The organism is Hyphobacterium sp. CCMP332, from assembly GCA_014323545.1.
Classification (GTDB): Bacteria; Bacteroidota; Bacteroidia; order Cytophagales; family CCMP332; genus CCMP332.
Genome location: CP058647.1, coordinates 1,304,376 through 1,319,798 on the forward strand (window position 1 = coordinate 1,304,376; position 15,423 = coordinate 1,319,798).

General features: G+C 38.4%; 13 protein-coding genes. 6 read left to right on the forward strand and 7 right to left on the reverse strand.

The features are described 5' to 3' along the window. The first annotated feature begins 60 nt into the window (after positions 1-60). The 5 genes from HZR84_05705 (at position 61) to HZR84_05725 (ending at position 7,248) form a co-directional block, all read left to right on the forward strand. Positions 61-543, forward strand: coding sequence for a 2-C-methyl-D-erythritol 2,4-cyclodiphosphate synthase (locus HZR84_05705; protein QNL23203.1), 483 nt, complete (start codon positions 61-63; stop codon positions 541-543). Beyond that, complete coding sequence (mnmD, locus tag HZR84_05710) at positions 533-1,219, forward strand: tRNA (5-methylaminomethyl-2-thiouridine)(34)-methyltransferase MnmD (protein QNL21446.1); 687 nt, start codon at positions 533-535, stop codon at positions 1,217-1,219. Before HZR84_05705 ends, mnmD begins: the two co-directional genes overlap by 11 nt. A gap of 167 nt (positions 1,220-1,386) precedes the next feature. Beyond that, positions 1,387-3,240 carry a T9SS type A sorting domain-containing protein gene (locus HZR84_05715; GenBank protein ID QNL21447.1) on the forward strand — a complete coding sequence of 618 codons (1,854 nt, stop codon included), beginning with the start codon at positions 1,387-1,389 and terminating at the stop codon, positions 3,238-3,240. A gap of 157 nt (positions 3,241-3,397) precedes the next feature. Further along, entirely contained in the window at positions 3,398-5,251 is a 1,854-nt protein-coding gene (locus HZR84_05720; protein ID QNL21448.1) for a T9SS type A sorting domain-containing protein, read from the forward strand. A gap of 134 nt (positions 5,252-5,385) precedes the next feature. Next, on the forward strand, positions 5,386-7,248 hold the full coding sequence (locus tag HZR84_05725; GenBank protein ID QNL21449.1) for a T9SS type A sorting domain-containing protein: 1,863 nt from the start codon (positions 5,386-5,388) through the stop codon (positions 7,246-7,248). Positions 7,249-7,317: 69 nt separating this feature from the next. Here the strand turns inward: HZR84_05725 and bshC are convergent, their stop codons facing one another. From bshC to HZR84_05755, 6 genes are all read right to left on the reverse strand, one after another. Next, positions 7,318-8,886 (reverse strand): bacillithiol biosynthesis cysteine-adding enzyme BshC, encoded by a 1,569-nt coding sequence (gene bshC / locus HZR84_05730; GenBank protein QNL21450.1) that lies wholly within the window; start codon positions 8,884-8,886, stop codon positions 7,318-7,320. Next, positions 8,880-10,199: a 30S ribosomal protein S12 methylthiotransferase RimO gene (rimO, locus tag HZR84_05735; GenBank protein ID QNL21451.1), complete on the reverse strand. Its 1,320-nt coding sequence runs from the start codon at positions 10,197-10,199 to the stop codon at positions 8,880-8,882. Before rimO ends, bshC begins: the two co-directional genes overlap by 7 nt. Positions 10,200-10,209: 10 nt before the next feature. Next, positions 10,210-11,160 carry a signal recognition particle-docking protein FtsY gene (gene ftsY / locus HZR84_05740; GenBank protein QNL21452.1) on the reverse strand — a complete coding sequence of 317 codons (951 nt, stop codon included), beginning with the start codon at positions 11,158-11,160 and terminating at the stop codon, positions 10,210-10,212. A 62-nt stretch (positions 11,161-11,222) separates the two neighbouring features. Continuing rightward, positions 11,223-11,369, reverse strand: a complete 147-nt coding sequence (locus HZR84_05745) for a DUF4295 family protein (protein QNL21453.1) — start codon at positions 11,367-11,369, stop codon at positions 11,223-11,225. A 2-nt stretch (positions 11,370-11,371) separates the two neighbouring features. Then, positions 11,372-11,554 carry a 50S ribosomal protein L33 gene (gene rpmG, locus HZR84_05750; GenBank protein QNL21454.1) on the reverse strand — a complete coding sequence of 61 codons (183 nt, stop codon included), beginning with the start codon at positions 11,552-11,554 and terminating at the stop codon, positions 11,372-11,374. Between the two features lie 11 nt (positions 11,555-11,565). Next, positions 11,566-11,814: a 50S ribosomal protein L28 gene (locus HZR84_05755; protein ID QNL21455.1), complete on the reverse strand. Its 249-nt coding sequence runs from the start codon at positions 11,812-11,814 to the stop codon at positions 11,566-11,568. Between the two features lie 178 nt (positions 11,815-11,992). Here HZR84_05755 and rocD point away from each other — a divergent pair, with 178 nt between their 5' ends. Further along, on the forward strand, positions 11,993-13,228 hold the full coding sequence (rocD, locus tag HZR84_05760; GenBank protein QNL21456.1) for an ornithine--oxo-acid transaminase: 1,236 nt from the start codon (positions 11,993-11,995) through the stop codon (positions 13,226-13,228). Between the two features lie 30 nt (positions 13,229-13,258). On the opposite strand, the gene HZR84_05765 is transcribed toward rocD, so the two are convergent. Further along, positions 13,259-15,358, reverse strand: coding sequence for a peptidylprolyl isomerase (locus tag HZR84_05765; protein ID QNL21457.1), 2,100 nt, complete (start codon positions 15,356-15,358; stop codon positions 13,259-13,261). Positions 15,359-15,423 lie beyond the last annotated feature (65 nt).

Here is a 15,423-nt window from a genome sequence, read left to right on the forward strand (position 1 = left end):
AAAATTAGAAGGAAAGGTATAGCCAAAAAATTTGAAACGATATTTTATTTTTGAGAGATGATGAAAAAAATTAGGGTAGGACTTGGTTATGATGTTCACCGCCTTGCGGAAAATGAAGAATTATGGCTTGGGGGTATTAAAATACCACATTTCAAAGGATCAGTGGGGCATTCGGATGCCGATGTAATACTGCATGTTATTTGCGATGCGATGCTCGGAGCACTAAATCTGAGAGATATCGGTTTTCATTTCCCTGATACCGATCCAAAATACAAAGGCATAGACTCTAAAAAACTTCTATCGGAAGTTGCCAAACTTATCAATGATAAGGGTTATGAAATAGGAAATATCGATGTTACCCTGAGTTTGCAAAAACCAAAAGTCATGGATTATATAGAAGAAATGAAGAGAGTGACTGCGGAAATTCTGCACATTGATGTAGAGGATATATCCATAAAAGCTACAACCACTGAAAAATTGGGTTTTGAAGGCCGTGAAGAAGGAGTTTCAGCCCAGGCGGTTTGTCTATTGTATGAAAAATAGAAATCTAAAAGCGGTCAAAACCGAAGATAATTCCTACACATTGTTCTATCCGGAACTCAATGAACATTACCATTCTATGGATGGTGCTCAAAGTGAATCTGAATATGTATACATTCAGAACGGTTTGGAAAGGCTTGACAAAAAATTAAATTCAATCAGTGTATTTGAAATTGGTTTTGGAAGTGGGATGAATGCTGTTTTGGCTTATGAATGGGCGCTAAAAAACAATAAAAGCATCAATTATTTTGCCCTGGAACCCTACCCTGTCGAAAATGAAATTCTTGCATTTCTATTAAAAAATAATCTTTTGTTTAAGCGGAATTCTGATGTCTTTAACAAAATGCACGCTGCCAAACAGAACGATATTATTGCCTTTGAAGATTTATTCAGATTTCAATTAGTCAATGAGAAAATTGAGGAGTTTGAAATATTAAGTCTGAAAGAACATGTGGATATAATATTTTATGATGCTTTTGCACCCTCACGACAGTCTGACATCTGGAGTCTTTCAAATTTAACCAAGGCCTTTGAATTGCTGAAAAACAAGGGGATACTTGTCTCATATTGTGCAAGCGGGCAATATAAAAGACATCTTAGATCCGCAGGATTTGATTTGATCAAAGAAAAAGGCTTTGGAAAAAAAAGGGAAATGTTTCTCGGACAAAAACAACTGTAATTTAATTGTTGATTTAGGGTATTATCATTTAAATTTGTAATTAGACCAGTGACTTTACGGTCTTGCAAAATGTGTGAACTGAGGTCAAAATAAATATTCACTCGAATTGTACATTATTGCACCTTAAATTATTTTTACATTTCATTTAAACTAAATTAAAATTAATCATGAAGAGAATTATTACAGTTTTTTCAATGTTGGCCTTTTTAACATTGAGCGTGCAAGCTCAGTTGACTAGAACCAATCCCGGAATTTTCAAACAAGCTGTTCCCGTTACTGAACAATTTAAAAATGGATATGAAAGGATTGATATTCCTAAAGGTTCATATTTAAAAACTCCGGCATCCGTTCCTTCTTATGGGGATACTGTTGGTTATACATGGTACGACTATCAGTCAAATGCAGGTATGCAAAACAGAATCTATGAAGATGCCAGTGGTAATATTCAGGTAATCTGGACAAAAGCAGTTGATACTATACGTGACCCGGGCAACGCATTACGAGGAATTGGATACAATTATTACGATGCGGGTACACAAACCTGGATTCCCGGTGATTCAAATAATGCAGCTTATGGATTAGCTGACAAAAGAGTTGGTTGGCCCTCAATAGCAAATACTGATGGTACAGATGAGTACATCTTTGCACATACAAACAGACTGTATACATCTACCAAAGGTGCTTCAGCTGTTAATACAGTGGATTTAACCGGAGTATTGAATGATGGAACTTTATTTTATCATTCTGTTGGTCAGGGCAATTCAATTTATGTTGCTTATGACAATGGCAATCTATTTTCTTTTGCTCGATCTGATGATGGTGGTTCTACATGGGCGATATCTGATTTTTCTATTGATACCGCAACCGGTACTTTCCTAAGACCAATCGCGACTGATGGTTGGGATCTGGATGTAAAAGGAGATACAATTGCCATCGTAACCGGAGGTCATGCCGCATTTACCGGAGTTGATCCAAATGATGTTGTATTATTCTTATCTGCTGACAGAGGTGCTACCTGGTCATCACAAACTATTCACGTTTTTGATACAGTTAATGCTGAGTTGGATACTGCTTCAGGTGGTTATATTGTTGAAACTCCACATGCCGACGTAAGAGTACTGATCGGTGCCGATGGAAGAATTCACCTAGGTGGCTCTGTTATGGCCACATTGACTGACCCAGGTGCGTTTACTTCGAGCTCTTGGTTCCCATTAGCAAGAGGTATCTGGTACTGGAATTCAGATATGCCTGCTGGTTTTGATATCAATGATCCTGCAGATTACAGCACTTATGTACTGGTTGATTCAATTCCTGATATGACAACAATGGGATCTTATCCTACTGCATCTGCAGATCAGGGTAATTATGTGACAGGTTCATTCAGTCACCCAAGCTTTAGCGAAGATGCAATGGGCAATCTTTTTGTAGTATTCTCCGGAATTTGTGCAGGATCGGATAACAATCCATTTGACAATAGATTTAGAAGAGATCTTTATGCCATGAAATCAGGTGATGGTGGAATGAATTGGTCTTCTGCTGCCAATGTTGCTAGTTTATTGTTCGCCAATGATGTAACAGATGGCACTGTTGGAGAAGAAGCTTATCCGGTTACTCCAAAAAGAGTACAAGGGGATATCAAAATCTTATTCCAGCACGATTCTTGGGCAGGACCTACTTTGACTGATGATCAGCCTATTCTTGAACAAAATAAAATGGCTGTATTAAGTCTTGACCCTGCATTGATTAGTGGAATAGAAGAAGAAATTTCCAAGGAAAGTCTTAATATTTATCCTAATCCTGCAAGCGGGACTGCTACCGTTTCATTTGAATCAAATGTAAAAGGCAATACAAATGTTGTTGTTTCAAACATGATTGGCCAAACTGTTAAAATAGTTAAGGCTGAAATCGTAAAAGGAAGCAATACAGTTGTTCTCAACCTTTCAGATGTAAACGAAGGTATTTATCTTGTTACACTTGGAACTGGATCTAACAAAATCACTCAAAAATTGGTTATCGAGTAATCTCAACTAATTATTGAAAATCAACCCTGATTTAGATTCTCGGTATTCTCGAATTATTCGGGATCGGGAGAAGAATCAGGGTTTTTTTATGGAATTGTGTATAATTTTTTGCAACAAAATTTATATATTGAGGCCTGAAATCAACCAAAAATCGATTATGAGAAAAATTACTACTTTATTGACATTAATGTTATTTGTTAGTTTAGGCGTTTTCGCCCAGCAAACAAGAACAAATCCTGAGCTTTTCAAAGAAGCGGTACCGGCTACAATGTCGCCTGCAACAGGTTATGAATTTTTAGATCTTTCTAAAATTTCTGTTATGAAAAGCAATGCTGCAATTCCTTCCTATGGTGATACCGTTGGTTATACCTGGTATGACTTGCAAACTAACCAGGGAATGCAAAACAGAATTTATCAGGATGCTTCTGGTAACATCCAGGTTATTTGGACCAAAGCTCTTGATACTATAAGAGATCCAGCCAATGCAAACCGAGGTGTTGGTTATAATTATTATGATGCAGGTACTCAGTCATGGATACCAGGGGATTCAAATAATACAAATTTTGGATTAGCAGATAAAAGAGTTGGATGGCCTTCAATAGCTAATGCTGATGGAACAAATGAGCATATTTTTACTCATACCAACAGACTACTTAACTCTACCAAAGGTGCTTCGGCAGTTACAGCTGTAGACTTATCCGCTGATTTAACAGCAGGTCCGCTTTTCTATCATTCTTATGGTGAAGGTGCATCCGCTTATGTATTATATGATAATGGCGTATCATTGGCATTCGCAAGAACCGATGATGGTGGAGCCACATGGCCAATCGCTGATGTAATCATAGATTCAGTTTATGGAACTCCTTTGAGAGGTACAATTGTACCTGATGGCTATGACATTCATGCAAAGGGTGACTCTGTTGCTATTGTAACAGGTGGTTATACAGGATACGGTGGCGTTACACCAAATGATCTTGTTCTTTATCTATCTACTGATAGAGGAGCAACGTTCTCTGTGACTACTGTAGCTGTGTTTGATACGATCAATGCTGAATTAGATACGGCTTCTGGAGGATATGTTGTTGAGTGTCCTCAGGGAGATATGAGAGTTACAATAGGTGAGGATTCAAGAATTCACATTACTGGTGGAGTAGTTGCTGGTTTAACCAATCCAGGTGATTTAACCACTGCTGGATATTTCCCAACTGCGAGAGGCATTTACTACTGGAATTCTGATATGCCTGCCGGATTTGATTTAAATGATCCTGCTGACTACGCAGCTCATGTATTAGTTGACTCTATTCCTGATATGACTACAATGGGTTCTTATCCAACTGCAAGTGCGGATTTCGGTACCTATGTAACTGGTATGTTTGCTCACCCGACTGTTAGTGAAGATGCTGCCGGTAACTTATATATAGCATTTGATGGAATTTGTGCTGGTTCAGACAATAATCCATTTGACGCTCAATATAGAAGAGATATATATGTTGCTAAATCCGGTGACGGTGGTGCCAACTGGTCGACATTCAAAAACGTAGCAAGTCTGTTATTTGCGAACGATGTAACAGATGGTACTGTAGGTGAAGAAGCATTTTGTGTAACTCCTAAAAGGGTACAGAACGATCTTTTGATCTTCTTCCAACATGACAATTATGCTGGAACTTCACTTCAGGGCGCTCTTGTACTTGAACAAAATAAAATGACTGTTTTAAGATTAGACCCGGCTTTAATCTCTGGTATAGATGAGGAAATCGCCAAAGAAAGCCTGAATATTTATCCTAATCCGGCCAATGCCCATGCTACTGTTTCTTTTGAATCAAAAGTTAATGGCAATACAACAATATTTGTTTCAAATATGATTGGCCAAACAGTTAAGTCTGTTGAAGTTGATATTGTAAAAGGTTCTAATGCACATGTATTGAATATTTCTGACTTGAACGAGGGTATTTACCTTGTAACAGTTGGAACAGGTGCAAATAAAATCACTCAAAAACTAGTGATAGACTAATTCTTAGTCAGGTTTAAAATAAACCCTGATAACTTGGCATTTGATGTTGAGGGATCAGGGTTTTTTTATGCCATTTATTAAAATATTGATTTAAATAATTAATTTTAATAATCATTGGAATTAAAATTATAACTATGAAAAAATTATTTACTTTTTTGACTTTGGTTTTGTTTGTCAATTTGTGCGTTTTTGCGCAATTAACGAGAACAAATCCTTCAATTTTTAAGAACGCTGTTCCAAAAACAGATAAAATTAAAACAGGAAATGAAGTACTACCCATAGCAAAAGGCTCCTATTTAAAAAGTGCTGCTATTCCCAGTTACGGTGATACGGTTGGTTATACCTGGTATGATTATCAGACCAACGGTGGTATGCAACAGAGAATTTATCAGGATGATGCCGGAAACATCCAGGTGGTTTGGACAAAGGCAGTAGATACTATTAGAGACCCTGGTAATGCTTTACGAGGAATTGGATATAACTATTACGATGCCGGTGCACAGGCATGGGTACCAGGTGACTCCAATAATACCGGCTATGGTTTGGCTGAAAAAAGAGTAGGTTGGCCTTCAATAGCTCCAATTGCAGGAACCGGTGAGGCCATTTTTGCGCACACAGATAGATTGTATACTTCTACCAAAGGAGCTTCGGATTATACTCCAAGTGATCTTGGAGGAGGTAATTTACACGTTAGAACGGGAGTGACCTTTTATCATTCTACTGCTGAAGGAAATACGATTTACACAACCTATTCAAATGGTAGTACAATGTATTTCGGCAGATCAGATGATGCCGGAGCCACCTGGAGTGTTAAGGATTTTGCTTTTGATTCGGTTTCCGGATGTCCACTAAGAGAAACAACTGAAGATGCTGTTGATCTGGATGCCAAAGGAGACACGCTCCTAATAGTGGCAGGTGGTAATGCTTCCTTCACAGGTACTGACCCTAACAACGTCAACATGTATTTATCAACCGATAGAGGAAATACCTTTACTTGTACTACAATTCATATTTTTGATACTGTAAATGCAGCATTGGATTCAGCTTCAGGCGGTTATCAGGTTTTAACTCCTCATGCTGATGTAAGAGGATTAATTGGCAATGATGGTACGATTCACTGTACGGGTGGAATTACCGCAGTATTAACTGATCCGGGAAGTCTTAGCGCCAGTTCATGGTATCCTGCTACCAGAGGTCTTTGGTATTGGAATTCAACTATGCCGGTAGGATTTGATGTGAATGACACAGCTGATTACTCTGCTTATGTATTGTTCGATTCTGTACCGGACATGACAACAATGGGAGTTTATCCGACTGTTTCTGATGATTTTGGAAGCTATACGACTGGAATGTTTAGCCATCCGGGCATCTTTACAGATGGCAATGGCAATCTTGGAATTATCTATTCCGGAGTTTGTGCAGGTTCAGATAACAATCCGTTTGACAACAGATACAGAAGAGATTTATACTATCTTCAATCCAAAAACAATGGTATGAGTTGGTCAGATCCTGTAAATGTTGGCTCAGCATTATTTGCCAATGATGTAACTGATGGTACAGTAGGAGAAGAAGCTTATCCTGCAACCATTAAAAGAGTAACAGATGGTAATGTTTATTGTCTGTTCCAGCATGATAATTACGCAGGTCCGTTCTTGAATGATCCTTTCCCTGTAACATCTGAGAATAAATTGACGGTTCTTACTATGCCTTTCCCATTCGTTACAGGATTGGAAGATCAAATAGAGAAAGCATCTTTTGCACTTTATCCGAACCCGGCTCAGGGCAATGTGACCTTGGCATTTAGTTCTGATGCCTCCGGTGAAATTCAGATCAATATTGCCAATATGATCGGACAGTCCATGAAACTTATTTCTAAGGAAATTCGAAATGGTGAAAATGCTTTCCAATTGGATATTAGCGATCTAAGCAAAGGTATTTACCTTGTTACACTTGGATCCGGTGAGAATAAGATTACTCAAAAACTTATAATCGAGTAATAGATTTTTCTATTGATTTATTTAAAACCCCGAACCCCGGCAATAAATGCGGGGTCTGTCGGGGTTTTTTTATGCTTTAAAAATAGTATGTGTAAAATTGAAAGGGTTTCTAAAATTCTGCTTTAGCTCAGAAATAAAACTTTCATTCTCGGCCAGATATTCAAAAACGTTGTCAAAACGCTCTTGAAAACTGCCTCCCGGGAAAAGCTCATCTTTTGCAAAGTAGAATCGATTTCTTAGTATCTCCTGATTTCTTATTTCAGCGCTTTCCATTTTTGTGCGAATTTTTTTCAATTCCTTCAGCACTTTCATTTTTCTACCCTCTACACTCGGACCCAATGTTTTATCTTTCTTTTCGGCTTCCTCTTTAATGGTGTGAAATAGTTTTTCAATCTCTTTGGTCCAGTTTTCGTGTTTATCACCATCCAGAAGATCGTTCTTTATTAAAAGTTTTTTCAGCACCACGCGTTCTTCTTCAAAAAGCGTTTTCAGATGATCCAGCCCAATTTCTTTTAGTTTTTTCAAAGCTTTCTCACTGACTAAGCTCGCTGAATATCTGGGAACAAGCAAAGGAAAATTTATATTCAAAGATTCAAAGGTACTTTTCAATTGAAGCCAATACGACAATTCAGAAGGTCCCCCGACATAAGCCAGGTTTGGTAATATGTATTCCTGGTACAGAGGCCTGCTTATTACATTGGGTGATATTTTTTCAGGTTCATTTTTAATTAAATCGCCAATAATGATTTTTTGTACTTCAGTATTGCTGTCGTAGTAAAATTCATCGCCATTAATTTCAATTCTTTCTCTTAGTCCATCTGCCAAATAGAAATAATTGATTTTCCTTGGATTAACCGGTGTAGTGTAATCCAATTTCTTGAGCGCTTTTGTACTTCGGTCCGTATTTACAAAACTACTTTTCGAGTCCGTATCATTTTTAATTATATCACCGAATGACGCTTTTAATTCTTTCGAGTCTGCATCCAATACCACAAGGCCATACTCAGCAAATAGATGATTCACCAGTTTTAAATGTGCTTCGGCTAAGGAAGAACTTCCTGAGTAAAAAGATTTATAAACTTCAGGAACAGGCAGCGTTTTTAAAAAGTCTTGAATTTTATCCAGTGAAAATCTACCTACCGCGCCCTTTTGATCCGATTCCCATCTGTATTTCTTCCCATCAAAATTGAAATACTGTATTTCCTCAAAATCGTGATCTTCAGATGCCATCCAGTATAAGGGTACAAAAGTCTTATCGGGAAACTCTTTTTTTAATGTTTCCGCCAAATTGATTACGGTGAGAATTTTATAAATAAAATAAAGCGGCCCGGTAAATAAATTTAACTGATGACCCGTAGTCAGGGTAAAAGTATCCGGTGATGATAATTTTTCAATATTCTCTTTGACGTTTTCATGAATTTCAATGCCATCGTATTGATTGAAAAAGTGGTTTTTAAGGATTTCCCTTTTCCCTGAATCGAAAGATGATCTTTCTTCTATAAGTTGTTGAAATCCTTTTAAATCCGGATAGTATTTATAGAAATAATTTAATTCTTCCTTTTTATCGACATAGTCCAGAAATAGTGCGGGAAACTGATTGGTATCTCTGTACGATATAGATTCTAAAAGTTTTAACATGCTTTTACAGCCTTGCCATAAAGATCAAATGATTCAGAGGCTTCTATTTTAACTTCATAAAAATGGCCGGTCTTTAAATAGGAATCCTGTGCTGAAATTAAAACTTCATTATCTACTTCAGGTGAATCCGCTTCTGTTCTTCCTATAAAATATTCGCCTTCCTTTCGGTCAATTATCGTTTTAAATGTCTTTCCGACTTTCTTTTTATTTAATTCTGCAGAGATGCCCTCCTGCAATTCCATTATTTCCGAAAGTCGTTCTTCTTTAAGGTCTTCGGGCACATCATCAATCATGTGATCGCCCGCATGTGTATCTTCTTCATGCGAGTAGGTAAATACTCCCAGTCTGTCAAATTTGTGTTTTTCAACAAATTCAAGCATTTCCTGATGATCTGCCTCGGTTTCACCGGGGTGACCTGAAATTAAAGTGGTTCTCAAGGCCAGGTCGGGAATAGTATCTCTGAATTTTTTTATCAGATCATCGGTTTTTTTGGCGGTTATCCCTCGCCTCATAATTTTGAGCATATTGTCCGAAGCGTGTTGAAGTGGAATATCCAGGTAATTGCAAATGTTTTTGTGTTTGGCAATGGTTTCTAATACATCTTCAGGAAAACCGCTCGGAAAAGCATAATGCAACCGAATCCATTCCAGGTCTTCTACATCTGCAAGTTTCTCAAGTAATTCGGCCAAATTTCTTTTTTTATACAAGTCCAAACCGTAATAGGTCGAGTCCTGTGCGATGAGAAGCAATTCTCTTGCCCCGTTTTTTATCAGATTTTTGGCCTGTAAAACCAAATCTTCAATTGGCACGGACCGGTGCTTACCCCGCATTAATGGGATGGCACAAAAAGAACAGGGTCGGTCACAACCTTCGGAAATTTTTAAATGGGCATAGTGTCCTGCTGTACTCGTCAAACGCTCACCAATTAGCTCGTGTTTATAATCCGCATTAAATCGATTGAGGAGTAATGGCAATTCCATAGTACCAAAAAAAGCATCGACTTCGGGGATTTCTTTTTCGAGGTCATCCCTGTAACGTTGAGATAAACAACCTGTCACAAACACTTTAGATACCTCACCCTGTGCTTTGGCATCCGCATATCTCAAAATTGTGTCTACCGATTCCTGTTTGGCGTTGTCAATAAATCCACAAGTATTGATTATTACAATCTCCGAATCATCCTCTTTTGATTCATGATGGGCATCAATGCCATTACCCCGCAATTGGGTAAGAATATTTTCCGAATCAACCAGGTTTTTACTACAACCTAATGTGATGATATTGACCTTGTTATTTTTAAGTTTTGTTTTCAATTATTTCGCATTAACCCAAAAGTGAGTCGACATATTCAGAAGCATTGAATACCTGCAAATCTTCAACACCCTCTCCCACTCCGATATATCTCAAAGGAATCTGCATCTGGTCTGCAATGCCAAGTACCACGCCACCTTTGGCCGTACCGTCGAGCTTTGTAATTGCGATTCCGGTCACCTGGGTGGCTTTTGTAAATTCCTGAGCCTGATTTAAGGCATTCTGGCCCGTGCTGCCATCCAATACCAAAAGGACTTCCTGTGGCGCTTCCGGAATGAATTTCTGAATTACTCTTTTGATTTTGGACAATTCATTCATCAGGTTGACTTTATTATGAAGCCTTCCCGCCGTGTCGATCAAGACAATGTCGGCCTTTTCATCAACTGCTCTTTTTACGGTATCAAAAGCAACAGAGGCAGGATCTTTGCCCATTCCATGTGATATCACCGGCACATCAATACGACTTCCCCACATTTCTATTTGTTCCACTGCCGCCGCTCTGAAAGTATCCGCAGCACCAATTACCACCTTTTTTCCTTCGCTTTTTAGCTGACTGGCCAGTTTTCCGATAGTTGTCGTTTTGCCAACACCATTAACCCCTACAATCAACATCACAAAAGGAATTTTCCGTTCGGGATTTGCATAAAAATCAGGATTTGATTTTACGCCAAGATCAAAAAGCCCTGAAATTTCTTCCTTTAAAATGGAATTGAGCTCATCCATATTCATGAACTTATCTCTGGCTACCCGCTCCTCCAGTCGCTCAATGATTTTAACCGTAGTGGCGACACCAACATCAGCGCTAATCAATATTTCTTCAAGATTATCCAGAAAATCCTCGTCGACTTTTGATTTACCGGCAACTGCACGGCTGAGTTTACCGACAATTGATTCTTTGGACTTTTCCAGTCCCTTATCAAGTTTATCCTTTTTGTCTTTGGAAAAAAATCCGAAAATTCCCATATCGCTTTAAACAAAAAAAGTCCCTAAAAGATAGGGACTTTCAAATTATTGTAAAACCTTATTTAGTTTACGTATTTTTTGACATTCTCAGCTGCTACAATTACTTCTCTGAAAGTATAAGCACCTGTTTTTTCAGATTTCTCTGTTAGAATAATCTTAGTAAGGTTGGTTTTCTCAGTTCTTAGCGTTGCTACAGTCTTCTTAGCCATGATTATTTAATTTCTTTGTGAACAGTGTATTTCTTAAGAATTGGATTAAACTTCTTCAATTCCAATCTTTCTGTTGTATTCTTTCGGTTTTTCGTAGTGATATATCTGGAAGTACCCGGCTTACCGCTATCCTTGTGCTCTGTACACTCTAATATCACCTGAATTCTATTTCCTTTTTTAGCCATTGTTTTTCTGTTTAAACAGCTTTAGTATTCAATGTTCCTTTATCTTTTGCTTCTTTTATTACAGCGTGAAGACCATTTTTATTAATTGTCTTCAAAACTGATGAAGTCACCTTTAAGGTTAACCATCTGTCTTCCTCTTCATAATAGAATTTCTTCTTATGAAGATTCGGATAAAATTTTCTCTTAACCTTGTTATTGGAATGAGAAACGTTGTTTCCAACTTTCGGTCTCTTTCCTGATATATCGCAAACTCTTGCCATTTTTAATAGCTTTTTTAATTCGGGCTTGCAAAAGTCGTAAAAAATCCGAAATAATGAAACTTTAACGCAATATTTTACATAGAATAAGTAAATGTAAATGAAAGGGAACTGTTTCTACATTTTCTTTCATTTTCACAAACGAATTATAGAAATTTACCACAGACGAAAAAGTAAAAATATGATTGACACAAAAATCTCATCTAAAGAGGCGATAGAGCTGGAACACAAGTACGGCGCTTTTAACTATCATCCATTGCCGGTTGTGCTTCACAGGGGTGAAGGAGTTAAAGTATGGGATGTTGAAGGAAATGAATATTACGATTTTCTTTCAGCTTACAGCGCAGTAAATCAAGGGCATTGCCATCCAAAAATTGTTGATACACTTGTCAACCAAGCCAGAACGCTTACTCTTACATCGCGCGCATTTCACAATGACATCTTGGGCCCATTTGAAAAATACATTACAGAATTGTTTGGCTATGACCGCGTACTTCCAATGAACACAGGCGTAGAAGGAGGGGAAACTGCCAACAAGCTCGCAAGAAAATGGGGCTATGAAAAGAAGGGAATCCCTGAAAATAAAGCCCAAATTATTTTTGTAAATGGCAATTTCTGGGGAAGAACCCTGGCGGCAATCTCTACATCGGATGATCCAAAAAGTTATGAGGGCTTTGGACCTTTTATGCCCGGTTATGATGTCATCCCTTACAATGACCTGGAGGCTCTGGAAGAACGACTGAAAGACCCCAATGTATGTGCCTTTATGGTAGAACCTATACAAGGCGAAGCAGGCGTTGTTGTGCCCGATGAAGGCTATCTCAAAAAAGCCCATGAAATTTGTAAAAAATACAATGTGCTATTAATTGCCGATGAAGTTCAGACCGGTATTGGCCGTACGGGTAAAATGCTGGCTTCTGACCACGAAGGTGTAAAACCAGATATTGTAATTCTCGGAAAAGCACTTTCGGGAGGGGTATTCCCTGTGTCTGCGGTTTTGGCATCCGATGAAGTGATGTTGACCATTGGCCCGGGAGAGCACGGCTCTACCTTTGGAGGAAACCCTGTGGCATGTGCTGTGGCGCAAACTTCCCTTCAGGTGATAATCGATGAAAAAATGGCCGAAAATGCCGAAAAATTAGGGCACGTATTCCGTGATAGAATGAATGACCTTATTTCCAGAACTGATCTTGTTAAACTGGTACGCGGCAAAGGGCTCTTAAATGCAATTGTCATTAAAGGGGAAGAAGACAGTGAATTGGCCTGGAATATGTGCATGAAAATGAAAGAGAACGGATTGCTGGCCAAACCCACACATGGCAATAAGATCAGGTTTGCTCCTCCATTGATAATTACAGAAGAACAATTGCACGAATGCTGTGATATAATAGAAAAGTCGATCCTATCATTTGAATAAGATCGACCTTTAATTGCTTTTTAATAAAATCTAGAAGAAGCGGAATCTATTATCTTCGATCTCCGCTTTTTCTTTTATCGTTTCTGAAAGTTCGATTGGCACTGAAGCCATTCTTTGTTGAACCTGATTTTGTTTAATACTATTGATGTCTTCTGCAGGATTGGCCGGCAGTACATCGTTAATTTCAAAGACCAATACGCCATTCTCTCCCTGGTATGGCTCTGATTTATCACCGGCTTCCATTCCAAATGCCAATCCAACTGCGGCAGGATCAAATCCGGCACCTGTGAGCGTATTTGTATTAAAGCTGGTCCCGTTTAACTCATATACACTGGCGCTGCTTCCGTAGGATTCTGCGGCATCGTCCAAATCTTCAATATTTAGTTCTTTTAATCGCTTTATAATTTCATCGGCTTTTACTTTTTTCAGAGCGATTGGCATTATCCTTTCTCTGACGTCTTCAAGATCGGCATAGCCTTCTTCATTTTTTTCAGTCAATAATGCAATCATAAATAGATCACCGGTTTCAAATACTTCTGAAATATCGCCGGCAGATGCATCTGAAAATCCCCATCGTATCACTTCTCTAATATTGCTGAGCGCATTGATGGTTCTGTCATTTTTGCCAATATTTCTCGCAGATTGCACGCTTAAGCCCATTTCCTCTGCTTTAGATGAAAATTCTTCGGGCGAGCTAACGGTTGCAGCAAAGACATCGGCTTTTCTAAACACTTCATTTGCTGTTTCATCACTTGGTGTAATTTCCCTTGTGATTTTACCAACCAGGTACTTCTCTTTGGACGCTGTGGCTGTTACGTTAATGATGTGATACCCAAATTGGGTTTTTATCAATTCATTGATGACACCCTCACTTTTTGCATTAAACACGGCATTTTCAAACTCGCTTACCATTTGGCCTTTTCCAAACCAACCCAATTCACCACCGTTTGGACCACTGGGTCCTTCACTGTGTTCTCTCGCCATTTCTGCAAAGTCAGCACCATTTTGAAGTTGTCTTAAAATTCCCCTTGCTTTTGATTTTGCTTCCGCCTCTCCATCATCGGTTTTAAATAAGATATGACTTGCCTGTGCGTATTCTCCTGATGTATCAGAAACCGTTCCCATCAATTTATACACCTCAAGATTTCCGGCATTGGCAATCGGGCCGAAAACATCGCCTGAATCAAGCATATTAATTCTAGATGCTACTTCCGCGGGCAATTGATCCGGTCGATATAATGTGGGTAGTTCTGACAGGTCAGAATTTAATTTGATAAAGGAAGTGTCATCTTTTACAGATTCAAAATCCTTTGCCAGCCTGGTCATTTCCTCAACAAAATACAGTGAGTCTTCACTGCTTGGCTCAACTTTAAAAGTGATGTAATCAATTGAAAAATTATCGCTTTTCTTAAACTCTTCTCTCCGCTCCTCCAGAATATCTTTTAATAAGGCATCGCTTACTTTAACTGTGGAATCAGCGATTGAAAAATAAGGAACATAGAGAAATCTTCCATTGATCTTAGCCTCACTTTTTATATGTGTGGAAAGCGCCTCGTACTTATTCACGAATACCGATTTCTGTAAAAGTGAATTCATTTTATTTTGCATTCTTTCAGGCCCTAAATTTTTCTCAAACTGAGCCCAGTTGTATTGCATCTGCGGTTCCAGTTGGTCAAAATTTTGTAAAAAATTGATGACTCGCGATTTGTCAAATTGACCATTCTCATCTGTAAATGACTGAACAATGCTCGGATGAATATTTACACCTTGCACCATATCGATTTTTTCCTCATCAGTCACTTCCAGCCCAATGGCCTCAAATTCTTTTTGAAAAGCATACTTGATAAGAAAGTTATTCCAGGTCTGCTCCCTTAACTGATTTTGAATTTCAGATCCCGGACTTTCGTTGTTTGCAAGTGAGTAATTGGTTTTTAACCTTTCAAACTCCTGTACAAATTCAGGATAGGACACTTTTTGTTCAGCAATTACGCCTACGGTTTGCTGACCTCCTCCCAAAAGGGAAGAATTAGGCCCTAACAAATCGGCAGCGACAAAGGCCAGAATAGATAAACCAACTGCAAAGACCACAAAACGGCCCATCTTCTCTCTTAATGTATTGATAATTCCCATGTTACCCTGATTATTTGGCTCGCAAAAATATAAGTTCTAGAACGATTTCAAAAGACTATTAAAAA